Source organism: Bradyrhizobium sp. BRP19 (assembly GCF_020194195.1).
GTDB classification, from domain to species: domain Bacteria; phylum Pseudomonadota; class Alphaproteobacteria; order Rhizobiales; family Xanthobacteraceae; genus Bradyrhizobium; species Bradyrhizobium yuanmingense.
In genome coordinates this window covers 1-18,211 of sequence record NZ_JADYVZ010000023.1, presented here as the reverse complement: position 1 = coordinate 18,211, position 18,211 = coordinate 1, and the positions used below count along the sequence as shown (strand labels likewise).

General features: G+C 64.8%; 17 protein-coding genes. 4 read left to right on the top strand and 13 right to left on the bottom strand.

Going from position 1 to position 18,211, the window contains the following annotated elements:
• Positions 1-63 precede the first annotated feature (63 nt).
• The 3 genes from I6F36_RS34735 to thiD form a co-directional block, all read right to left on the bottom strand.
• Positions 64-1,107: a glycosyltransferase family 1 protein gene (locus tag I6F36_RS34735; RefSeq protein ID WP_225135869.1), complete on the bottom strand. Its 1,044-nt coding sequence runs from the start codon at positions 1,105-1,107 to the stop codon at positions 64-66.
• A 13-nt stretch (positions 1,108-1,120) separates the two neighbouring features.
• Positions 1,121-1,933, bottom strand: a complete 813-nt coding sequence (locus tag I6F36_RS34730; protein ID WP_109143147.1) for a UDP-2,3-diacylglucosamine diphosphatase — start codon at positions 1,931-1,933, stop codon at positions 1,121-1,123.
• A 339-nt stretch (positions 1,934-2,272) separates the two neighbouring features.
• On the bottom strand, positions 2,273-3,073 hold the full coding sequence (thiD, locus tag I6F36_RS34725) for a bifunctional hydroxymethylpyrimidine kinase/phosphomethylpyrimidine kinase (RefSeq protein WP_225135867.1): 801 nt from the start codon (positions 3,071-3,073) through the stop codon (positions 2,273-2,275).
• Positions 3,074-3,393: 320 nt separating this feature from the next.
• On the opposite strand from thiD, the gene I6F36_RS34720 reads away from it, so the two are divergent.
• Together I6F36_RS34720 and I6F36_RS34715 are read left to right on the top strand one after the other, a co-directional pair.
• Entirely contained in the window at positions 3,394-5,373 is a 1,980-nt protein-coding gene (locus I6F36_RS34720; protein WP_225173009.1) for a PAS domain-containing sensor histidine kinase, read from the top strand.
• A 102-nt stretch (positions 5,374-5,475) separates the two neighbouring features.
• The gene (locus I6F36_RS34715) at positions 5,476-5,721 is read left to right on the top strand and encodes an Lrp/AsnC family transcriptional regulator (protein WP_018642903.1); all 246 of its coding nucleotides are present in this window, start codon (positions 5,476-5,478) and stop codon (positions 5,719-5,721) included.
• 135 nt (positions 5,722-5,856) lie between these two features.
• On the opposite strand, the gene I6F36_RS34710 is transcribed toward I6F36_RS34715, so the two are convergent.
• Positions 5,857-6,780 (bottom strand): cytochrome c, encoded by a 924-nt coding sequence (locus I6F36_RS34710; protein WP_225173008.1) that lies wholly within the window; start codon positions 6,778-6,780, stop codon positions 5,857-5,859.
• Positions 6,781-6,927: 147 nt separating this feature from the next.
• On the opposite strand from I6F36_RS34710, the gene I6F36_RS34705 reads away from it, so the two are divergent.
• Complete coding sequence (locus tag I6F36_RS34705; protein WP_036015536.1) at positions 6,928-7,347, top strand: CHRD domain-containing protein; 420 nt, start codon at positions 6,928-6,930, stop codon at positions 7,345-7,347.
• A 213-nt stretch (positions 7,348-7,560) separates the two neighbouring features.
• Here the strand turns inward: I6F36_RS34705 and I6F36_RS34700 are convergent, their stop codons facing one another.
• The 4 genes from I6F36_RS34700 to I6F36_RS34685 form a co-directional block, all read right to left on the bottom strand.
• Positions 7,561-8,844 (bottom strand): cystathionine gamma-synthase family protein, encoded by a 1,284-nt coding sequence (locus tag I6F36_RS34700; RefSeq protein WP_109143142.1) that lies wholly within the window; start codon positions 8,842-8,844, stop codon positions 7,561-7,563.
• Positions 8,845-9,074: 230 nt separating this feature from the next.
• The gene (locus I6F36_RS34695) at positions 9,075-9,524 is read right to left on the bottom strand and encodes a cytochrome c (protein WP_036015531.1); all 450 of its coding nucleotides are present in this window, start codon (positions 9,522-9,524) and stop codon (positions 9,075-9,077) included.
• A 128-nt stretch (positions 9,525-9,652) separates the two neighbouring features.
• A complete protein-coding gene (locus tag I6F36_RS34690; RefSeq protein ID WP_225173007.1) occupies positions 9,653-11,962 on the bottom strand; it encodes a xanthine dehydrogenase family protein molybdopterin-binding subunit in 2,310 nt (769 codons plus the stop codon).
• A 183-nt stretch (positions 11,963-12,145) separates the two neighbouring features.
• A complete protein-coding gene (locus tag I6F36_RS34685; RefSeq protein ID WP_036015526.1) occupies positions 12,146-12,427 on the bottom strand; it encodes a hypothetical protein in 282 nt (93 codons plus the stop codon).
• A gap of 258 nt (positions 12,428-12,685) precedes the next feature.
• Here I6F36_RS34685 and I6F36_RS34680 point away from each other — a divergent pair, with 258 nt between their 5' ends.
• On the top strand, positions 12,686-13,150 hold the full coding sequence (locus tag I6F36_RS34680) for a hypothetical protein (RefSeq protein ID WP_225135858.1): 465 nt from the start codon (positions 12,686-12,688) through the stop codon (positions 13,148-13,150).
• A gap of 14 nt (positions 13,151-13,164) precedes the next feature.
• Here the strand turns inward: I6F36_RS34680 and I6F36_RS34675 are convergent, their stop codons facing one another.
• From I6F36_RS34675 to I6F36_RS34655, 5 genes are all read right to left on the bottom strand, one after another.
• Positions 13,165-13,560, bottom strand: coding sequence for a DUF1127 domain-containing protein (locus tag I6F36_RS34675; protein ID WP_225114172.1), 396 nt, complete (start codon positions 13,558-13,560; stop codon positions 13,165-13,167).
• A 256-nt stretch (positions 13,561-13,816) separates the two neighbouring features.
• Positions 13,817-15,343: a murein biosynthesis integral membrane protein MurJ gene (murJ, locus tag I6F36_RS34670; RefSeq protein ID WP_225135856.1), complete on the bottom strand. Its 1,527-nt coding sequence runs from the start codon at positions 15,341-15,343 to the stop codon at positions 13,817-13,819.
• A gap of 213 nt (positions 15,344-15,556) precedes the next feature.
• Positions 15,557-16,708 carry a DegT/DnrJ/EryC1/StrS aminotransferase family protein gene (locus I6F36_RS34665; RefSeq protein WP_225135935.1) on the bottom strand — a complete coding sequence of 384 codons (1,152 nt, stop codon included), beginning with the start codon at positions 16,706-16,708 and terminating at the stop codon, positions 15,557-15,559.
• Positions 16,709-16,746: 38 nt separating this feature from the next.
• Positions 16,747-17,751 (bottom strand): Gfo/Idh/MocA family protein, encoded by a 1,005-nt coding sequence (locus I6F36_RS34660; RefSeq protein ID WP_036032059.1) that lies wholly within the window; start codon positions 17,749-17,751, stop codon positions 16,747-16,749.
• A gap of 182 nt (positions 17,752-17,933) precedes the next feature.
• Positions 17,934-18,211, bottom strand: a 278-nt coding sequence (locus tag I6F36_RS34655; RefSeq protein WP_225173006.1) for a cupin domain-containing protein, incomplete at its 5' end; no start/stop codon positions are given.

Here is an 18,211-nt window from a genome sequence, read left to right as displayed (position 1 = left end):
GGCGGAATGTTATCGCGGCCGATCAGGCCCGGGCAAGACACCTCCGCGAGAGGATTTCTTGCCTCAAGCCACGAAACGCGGCTGTTCCGCGGCGTTCCGACCGGGCAGCACCGCCCCGACCGCCAAAATGCTGTCGATAAAGACCGTTGCAGAGGCCTCCCAGGTGTAATTGGCGGCGAACGCGACGCAGTCCTGCCGGGAGATATCGAGCGCGGCGAAGCAGGCATTGCGCAGATCGTGATCGAGCGCGCCGACCGGCGCATCGCCAATCACGTCGCGGGGACCCTTCACGGGGAAGGCCGCGACCGGCAGGCCGCTCGCGAGCGCCTCCAGCAGGACCAGGCCGAAAGTGTCGGTCTTGCTCGGGAACACGAACACGTCGGCGGCCGCGTAGATATCCGCCAGTTCCTCGACGTGCTTCTCGCCGAGGAAGATCGCATCGGGGTAGACCTCTTCCAGCGAGGCGCGCGCCGGGCCGTCGCCGACGACCACCTTGGTGCCGGGTAGGTCGAGGTCGAGGAACGCCTCGAGATTCTTCTCGACTGCGACGCGGCCGACCGACAGGAACACGGGTGCCGGCAGGCAGAGATCGATGACGCGCGGGTGGAACAACGTGGTGTCCACGCCGCGCGGCCACAGCACGACATTGTCGAAGCCGCGCTCGGTCAGTTCGCGCGCGAGCGCCGGCGTCGCCGCCATCACGGCGCGACTGGCGCTGTGGAAGCGCCGCAGCGCCCGCCAGATCAGCGAGCCCGGCACTGGCACGCGGGCGCGGACATATTCGGGAAAGCGGGTATGGAAGCTGGTCGTGAACGGCAGCTTGCGCTGGCGGCAATAGCGGCGGACCATCAGGCCGATCGGCCCTTCGGTCGCGATGTGGATGCTGTCGGGACGTGCCTCCTCGATCAGCCTTGCGATCCGGGCCGGGCGCGGCATGGCGAGGCGCAAGTCGCGATAGCTCGGCATCGCGAAGGTGCGGAACGATTGCGGCGTCAGGAACGTGAACTCGACGCCGAGCGCTTTTGCAGCGTCAGCGAGCTTGGTCAGCGTCCGAACCACACCGTTGACTTGCGGGTGCCAGGCGTCGGTCGCGACCAGGATGCGCATCAAGTGGTCCTTGTTATGCAGCTCTGGCTGCGACCTGTGGCACCTGCTCCGGCTTCCGCAACTGATCCGCCCAGGTGATGATCTCGAAATGGCCGTCGTCATGCTCGACCAGCGCGGTGCAGCTCTCCACCCAGTCGCCGCAATTCATGTAGCGGATGCCGGCCTCGTCGCGGATCACGGCGTAGTGGATGTGGCCGCAGATCACGCCGTCGGCCTGGTGACGCCGCGCCTCGGCGGCGAGCGCCTGCTCGAACGCGCCGATATAGTTGACGGCGTTCTTGACCTTCTGCTTGGCCCATTGCGACAGCGACCAATAGGGCACGCCGAACAGGCGGCGGAAGAAGTTGACCAGGCGGTTCATCTGGATCGCGAAGTCGTAGGCCTTGTCGCCGAGATGGGCGAGCCAGCGCGCGTTCTGCACCACGAGATCGAAGATGTCGCCGTGAATGACGAGATAGCGCTTGCCGTCGGCGCCGGTGTGAACCGTGTTCTCGACCACGTCGATGCCGCCGAAATGCGTACCGTAATAGTTGCGCAGGAACTCGTCGTGATTGCCGGGAATGTAGATGACCTTGGCGCCCTTGCGCGCCTTGCGCAAAAGCTTCTGGACGAGGTCGTTATGCGATTGCGGCCAGTGCCAGCTCGATTTCAGCGCCCAGCCGTCGACGATGTCGCCGACGAGATAGATCGTATCGGCATCATGGTAGCGCAGGAAGTCGAGCAGAAGATCGGCTTGTGAACCGCGGGCCCCGAGATGGACGTCGGAGATGAACAACGTGCGAAAGCGCCGCTCCGGGCTCTCGTCACTCACATCGTAACTTCCCATGCGCCAGCCTGTAACAATGTCCCGTGACAGGGGGATGACCGATTGAACCCTTGAGGCACCTTCAAATACGAATCACGCCTTGCCTCGCCCTCCCCGCGAATATCAGTCGCATGCGACAATCAGGCGACATGGCGCCGCAGGGGCGCAAGCCCCCGCTCTTCTCTGAGGCAAACCTCCCCGCGGCACATCCTTCGAGACGCCCGCCCTTGGCGGGCCCTCAGGATGAGGACCGAGTGTGCGGCCCTAGCTTCAACGGGCACAGTGCTGCTTAGCCTCATCCTGAGGAGACCGCTGGAAGCGGTCGTCTCGAAGGATGGGGCGCGCGTTCAGGTGCCCGCCTCAGTAGAACTTGTGGAAATGATGGATCGGCCCGTGGCCGTGGCCGACGCTGAAGCGGTCGGCGGCGGCGATCGCGGCGCTGATCCAGGCCTTGGCGTTGCGCACGGCGGCCTCGAGGTCCTCGCCCCTGGCCAGCCCTGCCGCGATAGCGGAGGACAGCGAGCAGCCGGTGCCATGGGTGTTGCGGGTGGCCACACGCGGCGCGGCGAGCGCGATCGCGGTCTCGGCAGTGACGAGATAGTCGGTGCTCTCGGCGCCCTCCCCGTGCCCGCCCTTGATCAGGACGGCGCGGCAGCCCAGCGCCAGCAGGCGGCGTCCCTGGCTTTCGATCTCGGCCTCGCTCGCCGCCACCGGCGCATCGAGCAGGGCCGCAGCCTCCGGCAGGTTCGGCGTGATCACGGCAGCCAGCGGCATCAGCCTGGCGCGCAGGGCGTCGACGGCCTCCGTGGCGAGCAGGCGGTCGCCGGAGGTCGCCACCATGACGGGATCGAGCACGACATGCCGCGGCGCCCAGCGCGACAGCGCGGCCGCGATGGCATCGATGCTGGCGGCCTGGGCCACCATGCCGATCTTCACCGCACCGATGTCGAGGTCGGAGAACACCGCGTCGATCTGCTCGGTGACGAACCCGGCCGGCACCGCGTGAATGCCGGTCACGCCGCGCGTGTTCTGCGCCGTCAGCGCCGTGATCACGGAGGCGCCATAGACGCCGAGCGCGGCAAAGGTCTTCAGGTCCGCCTGGATGCCGGCGCCGCCGCTCGAATCGGAACCGGCGATGGTGAGTGCGACCGGGGTCGTCATCGCGGGAGACATGTGCTTGAGGAGGCCGCCATGGCCACTCGTAGCGCGACCGTGGAGCGTCAGCAAGCGCGCCGGGCCGCCGCCAGGCGTGATTCGCGAATCAATTGCGCGCCTTGCGAATCAGTCGGACACAGCGCGAACCAAGGCCCGAAATGATGCGGGCTTGAAAATGCAACGGCGCCGGACCCTTGCTATAGTCGCGTACCTTAGCGTGCTTCGCCGGTTACGCGAGACGTCAGGTGGTGGAACCGTCCAGCGCCCCCATGTTGCGGGCCGCCGGCCCCGCAAGCCACCTGAACAAGACTCCTTGGGGTGGAACGATGTGGGCCTTCTTCGAACGTCTCCTCGACTCGTCCATGCTGTCGCCGCACGGCATCTGCCTGTTGTGGGAGCCTCAGCTGATCTGGCTTCACGTCGTTTCCGACGCCAGCATTGCCGCCGCCTATTTCTCGATCCCGTTCGCCCTCGCCATCCTCGTCACCAAGCGGCGCGACCTCAAATTCGGCTGGGTCTACTGGGCGTTCGCGATCTTCATCATGGCGTGCGGCCTGACCCACGTGCTGTCGATCTATACGCTCTGGGTTCCGATCTACGGCATCGAGGGCATGCTCAAGGCCGCCACGGCGGTCGCGTCGGTCTTCACCGCCGCCGCGCTCTGGCCGCTGCTGCCGAAGATCCTCACGATCCCCTCGCCGTTCGAGCTGCGACAGGTCCAGGCCGCGCTCGAGGAGGAGGAAATCAAGAGCCGCGACGCCACGCTGCTGCTGCAGCAGGTCCGCGACGCCCAGCGCGCGATGCGCGAGAGCGTGGCGCGCCTCACCGCGATCGTCGAGACCGCGGTCGACGGCGTCATCCTGCTCGATGCGCAGGACCGCATCCTGCTGTTCAATCCGGCCTGCGAGCGCCTGTTCGGCTACCGTGCCGACGAGGTGATGAACCGCAACGTCGGCATGCTGATGCCCGAGGCGGATGCAGCATCCGAGCGCCAGGCGCGGCATTTCGCGACCAGCGGCGAGGCCGTCGGCCTGCGCAAGGACGGCACGACGTTTCCGATGGAGCTGTCGGTCGGCCAGGCGCGGCAGGACGGCGAATTGATCTTCGTCGGCATCGTCCACGACCTCACCGCGCGCAAGCTGACCGAGCAGCAGCTTCAGCAGGCGCAGAAGATGGAGACGGTCGGTCAGCTCTCCGGCGGCATCGCGCATGACTTCAACAATCTGCTGACCGTCATCATCGGCAATGCCGAGCACCTGAGCGAGCAGCTCAAGGCGAGGCCCGACCTCGGGCGCTTTGCCGACGACATCTGCCAATCGGGCGAACGGGGTGCCGAGCTGACGCAGCGCCTGCTCGCCTTCAGCCGCCGCCAATTGCTGCGGCCTCAGACGATCGATTGCCGGAGCCTGCTCGATTCCATGTTCAAGCTGCTCAAGCGCACCTTGCGCGAAGACATCGAGATCAGGACGACCTCCGAGCCCGGCACGATCCTGGCCTTTGCCGACCGCGCCCAACTCGAATCCGCCGTGCTCAATCTCGCGCTCAACGCGCAGGATGCCATGCCATCGGGAGGCCACCTCACGCTGGCCACGGAACTGGTCACGATCGAAGATGATGACGGTGCCGTTCACCGGGAGGTCGCACCCGGCAGCTACGCCCTGATCGCGGTTACCGATGACGGCGAAGGCATGACGCCCGAGGTCGCCGCACGCGCGTTCGAGCCGTTCTTCACCACCAAGGAGGTCGGCAAGGGCTCGGGCCTCGGCCTCAGCATGGTCTATGGCTTTGCCAAGCAATCAGGCGGCCATGTCTCGATCTACAGCGAGGCTGGCCTTGGGACCACGGCCAGGATCTACCTGCCGCGCGCGAGCACCGGTAGGTCGCAAGCCGATCTTCCCGACGGCGAGGACACGGCGCCGCGAGGCTACGAGACGGTCCTGATCGTCGAGGACGATCCGTTCGTCCGCTCCTCCGTCATTCGCAGGGTAGAAGCGCTCGGATATCGCGTCGTCGCCGCGGTCAACGGCAAGGATGCCTTGCAGCAGCTGCAGGGCGATCCCGGCATCGACTTGCTGTTCACCGATATCGTGATGCCGGGCGGCATGAGCGGCTGGGAGCTCGCCGATCAGGCGCGGCGGGTGCGTCCCGGCCTGCCGGTCCTGTTCACCTCGGGCTACGCGCTGGAGACCTTGGTCGAGCAGGGCCGCGCGCAGGCGCGAGCGGTCGTGCTGACCAAGCCCTACCGCAAGGTCGAGCTCGCCCAGCGCCTGAGGGATGCATTGGCCGCCGCAGTGGTCCCATCCTAGCATCGCGCCCGAATGCACCTCGGATGATCCAGCAAGTTCGCTTGCTAAATCCAGCCGGTTTTGGCCTATTAGCCGGAAGAATACGCTTTCGGAGTGCCCGCGATGGTTCCTTTTTTCGTTCAGATCAAGTGCAAGCTCGGCCAGTCCTATACGGTGGCCAATGCGCTTGCCGAAGCCGAGATCGCCTCCGAGATCTACTCCACGGCCGGCCAATACGACCTCCTGGTGAAGTTCTACGTCGACAAGGATACCGACATCGGCCACTTCGTGAATGAGAAGGTGCAGGTGCTGCCGGGCATCCAGGACACTCTCACCATCATCACCTTCAAGGCGTTCGGCACCGGCTAAAGCATGATCCGGAAAAGTGCGGAGCGGTTTTCCGGAAAGATCATGCGTAAACAACAACCTAAAGCGCGATGATGATTCATCCCAATCTCATCGCTTTAGATCACGCGCAAAACAACGGCCGAAGCGCCGGCAGCGCTAGCCGCCCTCCTTGCGCTTGGGCGGTGTCGGTCCCTGCACCGGCGGCAGCGACTTCAGATAGGCGGCCATCGCGGCGCGGTCTTCCGCGGTAAGTTGCGCCAGATTCTTGATCACCGCCCGCATCGCGCCCGAAGCGCTGTCGCCCTCGGGCAGGTCGCCGGTCTCGAGGAAATCCGCGATATCCTTCTCGCTCCAGTTGCCGATGCCCTGCTGCGTGATGTTGGGCACCCAGCCCTCCCCTTCGGGATTGGGCCCACCGGCAAAGCGCTGGCTGGCGATGATGCCGCCGAGCGCATTGCGCGGGCTGTGGCATTCGGCGCAGTGGCCGAAAGCGTTCACGAGATAGGCTCCGCGATTCCATTGCGGCGAGCGCGCGGCGTCCGCGACGAACGGCGCGGTGTCCATGAACAGCAGCTTCCAGATGCCGACATTGCGGCGGATGTTGAACGGAAACGGCAGCGCGTGGTCGCCCACTGTGCCGGACACCGACGGAAGCGTCTTCAGATAGGCAAAGAGATCGCGGACGTCGTCGACACTGGCCAGATGATAGGACGTGTAGGGAAACGCGGGGAAATAGTGCGTGCCCGCGGGCGAGACACCGCGCATCACGGCGTTGACGAAATCGGCCTCGCTCCAGCGGCCGATCCCGTAAGCGGGATCGGGGGAAATATTGGGGACGTAGAACGTCCCGAACGGCGAGCCCAGCGCCAGCCCGCCGCCGAGCCGCAGGCGATCGGGCTGATTGGGGGTGGCATGACAGGACGAGCAGCCGCCGGCGTTGAACAGCTCCTGCCCGTTGGCGAGATCGGGGTTGCGTATCGGCGCCGGCACGGCCAGCACGGCCGGGGCGGTCAACCACCAATAGAGGGCGAACGCCGCGACGGCGGCGATCAGGGCGGCAAGGAGCGTTCGTCGCAACATTCGATCATTCCATCGTGAACGCGCGAACTTAAGGGTCATGCCGCGCTCGATCCAACCACGAATATTTTAGACGGCCCGGATGTAATGCCGGAATAAACCGCATGACGCACTGTTTGAAAAGCAATCAGGCGTCAACAGGAGAAAGCCATGACCAAAGCCGTTTTTGCCACACTGGTACTCGGAGCCGCCGTTGCGTTCGCCGCCCCGGCCAGCGCGGAGAAACTGAAGGCGACGCTGGACGGCAAATCCGAAGTCCCCGCCAACACCAGCAGCGCGACCGGAACGGCCGATCTGGACTACGACGCTGCCAGCAAGAAGCTGTCCTGGACCGTCACCTATTCCGGCCTCTCGGGCCCCGCCACCGCCGCGCATTTCCACGGGCCTGCCGAAGCCGGCAAGAACGCCGGCGTCGCGGTCCCGATCCCGAATGCAGCCTCGAGCCCGGTCAAGGGCGAAGCCACGCTCACCGACGCGCAGGCCGCCGATCTGCTCGGCGGCAAGTACTACATCAACATCCATACCGCGGCGAACCCGGCCGGCGAGATCCGCGGTCAGGTGACGAAGTAAAGCGAAAACGCGGGCTTCGTCGCGGAAAGGCCGGATGCAAGGAGGGAGCGTCCGGCCTTTTTCGATTCCAAGCAACTTCGTAGCCCGGATGGAGCCAACGGTCGGCGCGAAGCGCCGCCCGTTGGTGCAATCCGGGAGCCCTGCGCGTTACGGACAGGTCCCCGGATTTCGCTGCGCCCCATCCAGGCTACGACGCTACGACTCTGACCGTGCTCAAGCCGCGTTCAGCGCCTGCGCGAGGTCTGCGATCAGGTCCGACGGGTTCTCGATGCCGATCGACAGCCGGATCGTGGAATCGAGCACGCCGATCTTTTGGCGGATGTCGGCGGGAACGCCGGAATGGGTCATCGTCGCCGGCAGGCTTGCGAGCGATTCCGTGCCGCCAAGGCTCACCGCCAGCTTGAGGATCTGCAGCGCGTTGAGGAATTTCACCGCCGCCTCCTTGCCGCCGACGATGTCGAACGAGAACGTCGAGCCCGCGCCCAGGCATTGCCGCGCGAACACACGGCCGGACAGCGAGCCCTGCTCGTGGTGACCGAGGTAGTGCACCCTGGCGACCTTCGGATGGTCGCGCAGGAAGTCTGCCACGAGCCGCGCATTCGCATCGGCCTTCTCCATCCGCAGGCTGAGCGTCTCGAGCGAGCGGTTGATCATCCAGCACGAATGCGGATCGAGCTGGGTGCCGATGGCGCCGCGCAGCGCCTTGATGCCTTTCATGATCGCCTTCGATCCGAGCGCGGCGCCCGCGATCAGGTCGGAATGACCGCCGACATACTTTGTCAGCGAATACAGCGACAGATCCGCGCCGTGCTCGATCGGCCGCTGAAACACCGGCCCGAGCAGCGTGTTGTCGCAGGCGATGACCGGCGTGTGTCCCTGGGCCTTGCCGATGGAATCGGCGATGCGGCGGATCATTGCGATGTCGACGAGGCCGTTGGTCGGATTGGCCGGCGTCTCGATCAGGATCATCGAAACCCGCCCCTTGCCCATGGCCTCCTCCGAGGCCTGCTTGACCGCCGTCTCGTCGATGCCGTCGGCAAAGCCGACGGCGCCGATCGACAGGCGCGCGAGCGTGTTCGTCAGCAGCGTCTCCGTCCCGCCATAGAGCGGCTGCGAGTGCAGGATGACATCGCCCGGGCGAACAAAGGCCAGAATCGTGGTTGCGATCGCTGCCATGCCGGACGAGAACAGCGCGCAACTCTCCGTGCGCTCGTAGATCGCGAGCCTGTCCTCGACGATCTCGCTGTTGGGATGATTGAAGCGCGAATAGACCAGGCCGGCGCCCATGCCTTCCGGCGGCTCGCGCCGTCCGGCGACGTAGTCGAAGAAGTCCTGGCCATCCTCGGCGGTCTTGAACACGAAGGTGGAGGTCAGGAACACCGGCGGCTTGATGGCGCCCTCGGACAATTGCGGATCATAGCCATAGGTCAGCATCAGGGTTTCCGGATGCAGCATATGATTGCCGATATGGGTCTTGGAGGGGAACGGTTTTGCCATGGCCTGTCTCGCTGTTGATCGAGGTGCTCGCCGCGCGCTGGGAATCCCGACGTGAGGATGCCGGGAGAGACTCGTGTGAGCGCACGGCCGTTGGCGCAAAGATAGCCGCTCTCGCGGCAATCCGTCAGGCCTTGCGGACGGAAGTTCCTGCGGGCCGCGGTCAAGAAAAAGGCGGTTGCTTTCGCAACCGCCCTTTCCGAAGTCCTTGGTAGCCCGTTAACTGCGCCCCGCTATTTCAATTTCACGCGATACGTTTCGTGACAATCATTGCAGCGGTCGTTGATCGCCGTGTAGGCCGCCTTCAGGCCCGCGACATTAGTGATCTTGCCTTTGACGTCGGCGATCGCCTTCTGCACCGGCGGGATCTTGGCATCGAAATCGGCCTTGTTCTGCCAGACCTTCGGCGAGGAGCCGTAGGTCGCGTTGACGACATCCTGCTTGGGATTGATCTCGAAGGTCTTGGCGATCTTGGCAACATCGGCCTCGATGCTGGCGATGGCCTCATCGGCAGCCTTCTTGTCGAAGGGAATATCGCCCTTGCTCATCTTCTGAAGCACGCCATACTGATTCTTGGCGATCGCCCGCATCAGATTGTCCTGCTGGACGGCAATCTCCTGTTGCGCCATGACGGCGCCCGCGCCCAGCACGAGGACGCCCGCGACAATCATCGTCCGTTTCATTGGTTGGTTTCTCCGGCTATCGAGACGTTCAGGGAATGAGACGTCACCGGCTTCGCGCGAAGCCGGGACCCATCATGGGTAGAACCCCGCGCGGCGGGTTTATTCCCGTGCGCGCGGGAAGCGCGGCTTCACAAGCTGTGACGGCGGTGATGCTCGCTGATCGCAATCCACACCCGCTCGGGCGTTGCCGGCATGTCGATGTGGTCGATCTTGTACTCGCGCCAGAGCGCATCGACGATGGCGTTGACCACGGCCGGACAGGAGCCGATCGCGCCGGCCTCGCCGGCCCCCTTCACGCCCATCGGATTGGTCTTGCAGGGCACGTTGTGGGTCTCGAACACGAAGGCCGGCCCGTCCGCCGCGCGCGGCAGCGCATAGTCCATGAAGGTCGCGGTGATGAGCTGGCCGTCGGTCGGTCCATACACCACCTGCTCCATCAAGGCCTGGCCGATGCCCTGCATGGCGCCGCCATGCACCTGGCCGGCCAAGAGCAGCGGATTGAGCGTCTTGCCGAAATCGTCGACGATCACGTAGTTGACGATTTTGATGATGCCGGTCGCCGGATCGATCTCGACCTCCGCAACATGGGTGCCGTTGGGATAGGTGCCGTCGGCGCTGGCAAAGGTCGCGCTGCCGTTCAGCTTCGATGGATCGACGCCGGGCCGCTTGGCCAGGTCGGCAAACGAGATCGAGCGGTCGGTGCCGGCGATCCGCACCACGCCTTCGGAGATTTCGAGGTCGCCCGCGCTGGCTTCCAGCGCCTGCGCCGCGATCTCCTTCAGCCTCGAACCGAGCTCGCGCGTGGCACGTTCGACACTGACGCCGCCGGAGGGGATCGAGGCCGAGCCGCCGGTGCCGAGGCCGGTTGCGATCTCGTCGGTGTCGCCCTGCCGGACATGCACGCGCTCGGGCACCACGCCGAACTGTTCGGCGACGATCTGCGCATAGGCGGTCTGATGGCCCTGCCCGCTCGATTGCGTGCCGATCAGCACGGTGACGTCGCCATTGGCATCGAGGCGGACGTTGGCCGTCTCTTCACCCATCACGCCGCAAATCTCGACATAGCTCGCAAGCCCGATGCCGCGGATCAGGCCGCCCTTCTTGGCCGCCTTGGCGCGCTTGGGGAATTCCTTCCATTCCGCGATCTCCATCGCGCGCTTCAGGTGCGCGGCGAAGTCGCCGGAATCGTAGACCTTGCCGGTCGCGGTCTTGTAGGGCAGCGCCTTCGGAGGGATGAAATTCTTGCGGCGGATGGCGTCCGGCGTCATGTCGAGCTTCCGCGCGCAGGCATCGACGAGGCGCTCGATGACATAGGCGGCTTCGGGCCGGCCCGCGCCGCGATAGGCGTCGACCGGCACGCTGTGGGTGAAGATCGTGCGCACCCGGCAATGGAAGGCCTGGATGTCGTAGAGGCCGGGCAGCATGCCGGCGCCGCCATGCGGGATGTAGGGCCCGAAGGTCGACAGATACGCGCCCATGTCGCCCATGAGGTCGCAATCCATCGCGAGGAACTTGCCGTCTTCAGCCAGCGCCATCTTGGCGGTGGTGACATTGTCGCGGCCCTGCGCATCGCCCATGAAATGCTCGGAGCGGTCGGCGGCCCACTTCACCGCCTTCTTCAGTTTGCGCGCAGCGACCGCCATCAGGGCATATTCCCGATACGGAAACAGTTTTGTGCCGAACCCGCCGCCGACGTCGGGGCAGATCACCCGCATCTTGTCGGTGGGGATGTTGAGCACGTTCTGGCAGAGGATGTCGCGCAGACGGTGGCTGCCCTGGCTGCCGACCGTCAGCGTCAGATGGTCGCGCTTGGAATCGTATTCGCAGACGGCAGCGCGGGTCTCCAAGAAGCTTGCAACCACGCGCGGATTGACGATGGAGATCTCGGCGACCGCATGCGCTTTCGCGAAGGCAGCTTCCGTCGCCGCTTTGTCGCCGATCGAGACGTCGAACAGCACGTTGCCCGGCTTGTCCGGCCAGACCAAGGCTGCGCCTTTCTTCACGGCGTTGACGACGCCGGTCACCGCGGGCAGCGGCGACCATTTGACCTCGATCGCCTCGATCGCGTCGCGAGCCTGGTCGATGGTCTCGGCGACCACGAAGGCGATGGCGTCGCCGACATGGCGCACCTCGTCCTTGGCCAGGATCGGGTAAGGCGGGCCGGTGAACGGATCGGTCTCGAGGTTGAACAGGCAGGGCAGATTGCCGAGATCCCCGACGTCGTCGGCCGTCAGGATCAGCGCAACGCCCGGCAGGCCGCGCGCGCGGCTCGCATCGATGCTGTATTTGGCATGCGCATGCGGCGAGCGCAGCACCAGGCAGCGGAGCGCGGCCTGCGGCGCGTAATCGTCGGTATAGCGGCCCTTGCCGCGGATGAGCGCGTCATCCTCCTTGCGCAGCACGCTTTGGCCAACGCCGAACTTGATGGGAGCCGCCATTTTATCTTCCCGTTCTCATGGTTGTTTTGTGGGCATATTGCCGTGGAAAAACTGGCAAGGCAAACGGGTTTAGGCGGGCGCAGGGGTCGCAGGTTCAATCGCGCCACGCGTGCCTCACGGGAATGCTCGGCAAGGTCCCAGCGTGATCGTGTGACGTTGACGGCGAGAGCCAAGCGCTCCCACTTAGCTGTTCTCGTGCTCACCCCGAGCTTCAAATAGCTGATGAGCATCGGAGGCCGTGAGCGTCAGCCCGTACAAATCTTTCAGCGTCGAAATGCGTTGCAGCGTCGCAGGCTCGAACGGAGTCTTGCCTTCGAACGAATGCAGGAGAACGCCCTCCAGCAAATCACCGAGGCTCATATCCAGGTATTCGGCGAGGCCCTTCGCGACCTTGAGAATGCGCTTCTCGATCCGAACTCCCGTCTGTACGCGTTGGACTGAATGTTTGTGAGCTTCTGAGTTCATAATGTGTGACCTCGATCGGAAGACGGGGGTTTAGTCGCATCATGCCATTGCCGGACTTGCTCGGGCATCGGTCTCCAGCCCTGCAACTCACGTCCTCAGAGACCAGGTGAATCTTGGATTCGTTCGGACGCCTGCGGGGGTCGACGCTCTGACCGAGGAACGATTGTTGTCACACAGGCAGAGCCTGGGCGGCCGAGTTGACCGATCCCAATTTGCCTTTAATGTTACTTTGGTACCAAGGTAACATAGGACGCAGCCATGAGCAACAGACGTAGCTGCACGGATGCTGCAGAGGTCGCCGAACTGAGCGAGGGCTTCCTCGCGCGTACACTTCCGGGGGCACGTTTCAGCCATCGTGAACATCTGATCGTGACGAGCTACTTGCTCGCCACCGATCCGGCTCGGGACTGGCGGGTCGAACTCCCCGAGATGATCCGCGCCTACAATGTTGCCGCTGGCGGCGTGAACGACGATGTGCGTGGCTATCACCACACGATTACGATGGCTTTCTTGATGATCATCGAAGGAATTCTTGCGGAGGTCGGCCGCCGCGACATTGTCGCCGCCTGCAACGCGGTGCTGGCGTCCCCGGCAACCGAAAAGGATGTACTCTTACGTTTCTGGAGCCGCGAAGCGCTGTTCTCGCGGGAGGCCCGGCACGGCTGGATTGAGCCAGACCTTGCCGCGTTCAAGCTGCGCGAGGCAGGTCGTATGCCGGCGTGAGGATCGTCGATTACTCACATCCCGCGGCTCAACAGATACCTCGTACTATCTCTGAGCGCATCGATCGCCCGCCCAGGTGCGAGATAGTTGATCTCGGCGCGCGTCAGGCCGATGTCGGTCAGCTCCCTGTCGCTCAGATCCATCAAACTGACCCGCGGGTGCAGGCGCCACGTCCCAAAAGCAGACCAATATCGCTTGAGCAGGCCCAGGAGACTTTGCGCCGGCGCGGCTGCGGCAGCTTCTCTCCCCGACAAGGCTTGGCCCGGCGTTGCAACGGACACGTTGAGACGAGCCGCTGCCGCCAGAACCTCGTCCATGGCCTGCTTCGCCAGCGCAATGGATTGGTCGAGGCGAAGCACCGCCGCATCGTGCTCGGCCTCGGATGAGATGTTCGTCAGTTGTGGTGGCATCGGACGCTCCTGCTGTTGAGCCGGCAGGGAGCGTGGCCAATGAAAAGGCCCCGTCCGATGCCGGCGGGGCCTGGTGGAAAAGATGTCGTCGAAATCCTAGCGCACGACTCCTCCCACCTCCCAGCCGAAGCGGGTGATGTGGTTGCGGGAGACTTTGCGCGAGCACTTGATCATGAGCGACTCCTACCACCGCAATCGCGCAAAATCAAGAGATGTGCCGATGTTGGCTGCAGCCTGGAGGCGAATGCCGTGCTCTCTAGCCACGCACCAGCGAGACCAGCCATTTGCGGCCGAACAGCACGAGGATCGCGAGCGCGTAGACGATCGTGCCGCCGACGGCGAGCAGGACCAGCATCAACTCATCCCGGAAGTGCATCGCGCCCAACCAGGGGCCGCTGAAACGTGCAATCAGCCAGAACGCGGCGGCGAGGATGAGGCCGCTTAGCAAGAACTTGGCGAGCGACAGCAGCCAGGCGCGGTCGAGCACGAGAAAGCCGCGCCGCACGGCGAAGAACAGCACCAGCAAAAGGTTGGTCCAGACGCCGACGGCGGTCGCCAGCGCGAGGCCGATCTGGGCCAGCGATCCCATCAAAGCGACCTTCAGCGCGACATTGACCGCGATGCCCGTCAGCGACGCCCGGACCGGCGTTGCGGTGTCCTTGCGCGCGTAGAAGGTCGCGACCGCGCTGCGGATCAGCACGAACGGGATCAGGCCGATGGCATAGGCCGCGAGCGTCGCACCGGCGGCGGCGGCATCGGCCTTGGAGAACGCACCGCGCGCGAACAGTGCGCGCATGATCGCATCGGGCACGGTGAGGAAGGCCGCGACGAACGGGATCGAGAACAGCAGCGTGAAATCGAAGGCACGGCGCTGCGCGCTCAGCGCACCGTCGTGGTCGTTTGCGGTGATCCGCCGCGACATCTCCGGCAGCAGCACCGTGCCGATGGCGATGCCGATGACGCCGATCGGCAGCTGGTTAAGCCGGTCGGCATAATAGAGCGCCGACAGCGCACCGGCGGGCAGGAACGTCGCAATGATGGTGTCGGCGAACAGCGCGAGCTGCGTGCCCATCGAGCCCAGCGTCGCAGGTCCGAGCGCTTTGAAGAAGCCGCGAACGTCCTCATCAAGCTTCAAGGGCGCAAAGCGCGGCAGGCCGCCATGGCGGGCGAGATCGCCCGCGAGCAGGAAATATTGCAGGAAGCCGGAGATCAGCACGCCCCAGGCCGCGGCATGGCCTGCGGTCGGAAACCAGACGGCAACCGCCAGCGTCATCATCATCGCGACGTTGAGGAAGATCGAAGCGGCCGCGGCGCTGGCAAAGCGCTGCATCACGTTGAGCATGCCGCCATAGAGCGTCACCAGCGTGATCAAGAGCAGATAGGGAAAGGTGATGCGGGTCAACTCGATCGCGAGCTTGCGCTGCTCGGCATCCTCACCAAAACCTGGCGCCAGGATGCTCATGGCCTGCGGCATGAACAGCCAGGCGGCGATCAGCAGCACCACCTGCGAGGCCAGGAGCAGCGTGAAGATGCGGTCGGCGAATAGCTTTGCCGCCGCCTCCCCCTTCTCGCCATGGACATGGGCATAGGCCGGCACCCAGGCGGCGTTGAAGGCGCCCTCGGCGAAGATCGCGCGGAAATGGTTGGGAAGCCGCAGCGCCACGAAAAAGGCGTCGGCCACCGGCCCGGCACCGAGGATCGCCGCGAGCATGATGTCGCGGGCAAACCCCGTCAGCCGCGACAGCAGCGTGTAACCACCGACCGTGAAGATGCGTCCGAGCATGCGGATTGTTGTAGAGACTTATCGGACGGAGGTCGATGCATCTTGCGATGCGCATTACTGCGCCCTCTCCCTTGCGGGAGAGGGCAGCACCGCAGGCAGATACAGACTCAATCGGGTGAGGGGTATCTCTCAGTGCATGCCGTACGGAGAGAGACCCCTCACCCGGCTTCGCTTCGCGAAGCCAACCTCTCCCGCAAGGGGAGAGGGAAGAACTCAGCCCGCCAGCGCGCCGCGGACGGCGGCGATGATTCGCTCCTGATCGGCCTCGGTCAGGTAGGCATGCATCGGCAGGCTGATGACGTCCGGCGACAGGCTCTCGCAACCGGGCAATCCGCCCTCGGCGACCGGGTACTGTTTGTAGGCGGTCTGCTGGTGCATCGACTTGCCGTAATAGATCGCGGTCGGCACTCCCTGGGCTTTTAGCGCGGCAGCGAAGCCGTCGCGGTCGATACCCTTGGGAAGACGAATGGTGTACTGCGCCCAGACTGAGGTATTGCCCGGCGCGATGCGCGGCACGGTGACCACGTTGGACAGGCCGCGCGCATAGCGCTCCGCAACCCTGTTGCGGGCGGCGATCTCGTCGTCAAAAATCTTCAGCTTCTCGATCAGGACCGCGGCCTGCATGGTGTCGAGCCGGCCGGTCAGGCCGAGGCGGACGTTGTCGTATTTGTCGACGCCCTGCCCGTGCACGCGGATGCTGCGCAAGGTGGCGGCGAGCTCGTCGTCATCGGTGAAGATGGCGCCGCCGTCGCCGAAGCAGCCGAGCGGCTTTGCCGGGAAGAAGCTGGTCGCAGTGGCGTGGCCGAGGGTGCCGAGCTTGCGCCCCTTGTAGCTCGCGCCAAAGCCTTGCGCGGCGTCGTCGAGCACGAACAGGCCTTCGGCCCTGGCGATCTCGGCGATGGCGTCGTGATCGGCGGGCTGGCCGAACAAATCGACCGGAATCACCGCGACGGGCTTGAGACCGGCCTTGCGGGCGGTGGCGATGCCGCGCTTGAGCGATTCCGGGCTCATGTTAAAGGTCGCCTCGTCGACGTCGACGTAGACAGGCGTCGCGCCGGTCCGCGCCACCGGCGAGGCGGTCGCGATGAAGGTAAAGGACGGACACAGCACGGCATCGCCGGGCCCGACATTCCTGGCCATCATCACCATCAGGATCGCGTCGGTGCCGCTGGCGCAGCCGATCACGTGCTTGGCGCCTGAGTAGGCCGCGAGCTGCTTCTCGAGCTCGAAGACCTCCGGCCCGTTGACGAACTGGCAATGGTCCATCACGCGCTTCACGGCCGCATCGAGCGAGGCGCCGAGCCGGCGGCGCTGCGACGCGACGTCGATGAAGGGAATGGGTTCGGAACGTAAGTGCTGGTTCATGACGCCTTGTGACGTTTGAGCGGTCGACATGGAAGGGATCAGCCGGCGACGCGGCGCGGCCCCTTGCGCGCGGGTGACGTCGCCGCAGGACGCGAGGGCCTCTCCAGGCATTGCGTGGCGATCTCGAGGCTGGCGACGCCCTCGTCGCCCGTCACCGCCGGCGTCTCGCCGTTGCGCACCGCCTTGAGGAATGCGATCAGCTCGGCGCGAAGCGGCTCGTCATGGCCGACCGGCAGATGCCGCATCGAGTAGCTGCCGTCCGGCTTGAACCCGAAGCATTCGGTGACCTGGCGCGTCAAGAGATCGCCCATCACGTATTTGCCGCGCGTTGCGACCGTGACGCTGCGCGCCTTGAACGGCGTCAGCCAGTTGGTGTTGATGTGGGCGAGCACGCCGCTCTCGGTGCGGAACTGCAAGAGCGCGATGTCCTCGCGCTCGGCGACCGCGCTCGACAATTGCGGCTGCACCTCGACGATGTCGGATTCGGTGAACCAGCGGATCAAATCGATGTCGTGCACGGCAAGATCGATGACGACGCCGACATTGGACATGCGCGGCGGGAACGGGCCGACGCGGGTGATCGCGATGGAGAGAATGTCCTCGCCCGCGATCGCCTGCTTGACCGCGGCGACCGCCGGATTGAAGCGCTCGACATGGCCGATCATCAGCGTGACGCCCGCCTTGTGCGCGGCGGCGACGATCTCGCGGCCCTCTTCCACCGTGGATGCGATCGGCTTTTCGACCAGCACGTGGATGTTCTTGGCGATGCATGCGAGCGCGACCTCGTGATGCAGATGGGTCGGTGCCGCGATGGTGACGGCATCGACGCCTTCGGCGAACAGCTGGTCAAGTGTCTCGAAGCTTTCGCAATTGGCGAGCTCCGTGGCCCGCGCACGATGTGCCGGCGAGGGATCGACGACGCCGACGAGGCTGACGCCGGGCAGGCCGCTGAGCACGCGCGCATGGTTGCTGCCCATCACGCCGGCGCCAATGACACCGACGCGCAAGCCGGCCTTTGCCGGTGCAGATCCCCTGGAAGTCATCTGAGCAAACCCCAATTCAACGCAAATCCCCGGGCCGCTTCTAGCACGGACGCCACATTTGTGGCGAATGCCGCCCTGGCGGGCCGGACACGATTTGATTCAAAAAGTTACACGTTCCCCGGGCCTTAGGCCGAAAAAGATACCGCTTCTCGGCCCGGGTCGCGTGATTCGGAGTTTGCTGGTTACGACCTTTGATAGTCGTCTTCAATCCGGATGATGTCGTCTTCCCCCAGATAGCTTCCAGTCTGGACCTCGATCAGCTCCAGCTGGATCTTGCCGGGATTCTCCATCCGGTGGACGGCGCCCATCGGGATGTAGATCGACTCGTTCTCATGCACCGTCTTCACGGTCTCGTTGACGGTGACCTGCGCCGTGCCGCGGACCACGATCCAGTGCTCGGCACGATGATGGTGCTTTTGCAGCGACAGCCGCCCGCCCGGCTTCACCACGATGCGCTTGA

Excerpts from the sequence above, each read along its gene's own strand:
- I6F36_RS34735 (WP_225135869.1), bottom strand. The coding sequence starts at position 1,107 with ATGCGCATCCTGGTCGCGACCGACGCCTGGCACCCGCAAGTCAACGGT.
- I6F36_RS34730 (WP_109143147.1), bottom strand. The coding sequence starts at position 1,933 with ATGGGAAGTTACGATGTGAGTGACGAGAGCCCGGAGCGGCGCTTTCGC.
- thiD (WP_225135867.1), bottom strand. The coding sequence starts at position 3,073 with ATGACGACCCCGGTCGCACTCACCATCGCCGGTTCCGATTCGAGCGGC.
- I6F36_RS34720 (WP_225173009.1), top strand. The coding sequence starts at position 3,394 with ATGTGGGCCTTCTTCGAACGTCTCCTCGACTCGTCCATGCTGTCGCCG.
- I6F36_RS34715 (WP_018642903.1), top strand. The coding sequence starts at position 5,476 with ATGGTTCCTTTTTTCGTTCAGATCAAGTGCAAGCTCGGCCAGTCCTAT.
- I6F36_RS34710 (WP_225173008.1), bottom strand. The coding sequence starts at position 6,780 with ATGTTGCGACGAACGCTCCTTGCCGCCCTGATCGCCGCCGTCGCGGCG.
- I6F36_RS34705 (WP_036015536.1), top strand. The coding sequence starts at position 6,928 with ATGACCAAAGCCGTTTTTGCCACACTGGTACTCGGAGCCGCCGTTGCG.
- I6F36_RS34700 (WP_109143142.1), bottom strand. The coding sequence starts at position 8,844 with ATGGCAAAACCGTTCCCCTCCAAGACCCATATCGGCAATCATATGCTG.
- I6F36_RS34695 (WP_036015531.1), bottom strand. The coding sequence starts at position 9,524 with ATGAAACGGACGATGATTGTCGCGGGCGTCCTCGTGCTGGGCGCGGGC.
- I6F36_RS34690 (WP_225173007.1), bottom strand. The coding sequence starts at position 11,962 with ATGGCGGCTCCCATCAAGTTCGGCGTTGGCCAAAGCGTGCTGCGCAAG.
- I6F36_RS34685 (WP_036015526.1), bottom strand. The coding sequence starts at position 12,427 with ATGAACTCAGAAGCTCACAAACATTCAGTCCAACGCGTACAGACGGGA.
- I6F36_RS34680 (WP_225135858.1), top strand. The coding sequence starts at position 12,686 with ATGAGCAACAGACGTAGCTGCACGGATGCTGCAGAGGTCGCCGAACTG.
- I6F36_RS34675 (WP_225114172.1), bottom strand. The coding sequence starts at position 13,560 with ATGCCACCACAACTGACGAACATCTCATCCGAGGCCGAGCACGATGCG.
- murJ (WP_225135856.1), bottom strand. The coding sequence starts at position 15,343 with ATGCTCGGACGCATCTTCACGGTCGGTGGTTACACGCTGCTGTCGCGG.
- I6F36_RS34665 (WP_225135935.1), bottom strand. The coding sequence starts at position 16,708 with ATGAACCAGCACTTACGTTCCGAACCCATTCCCTTCATCGACGTCGCG.
- I6F36_RS34660 (WP_036032059.1), bottom strand. The coding sequence starts at position 17,751 with ATGACTTCCAGGGGATCTGCACCGGCAAAGGCCGGCTTGCGCGTCGGT.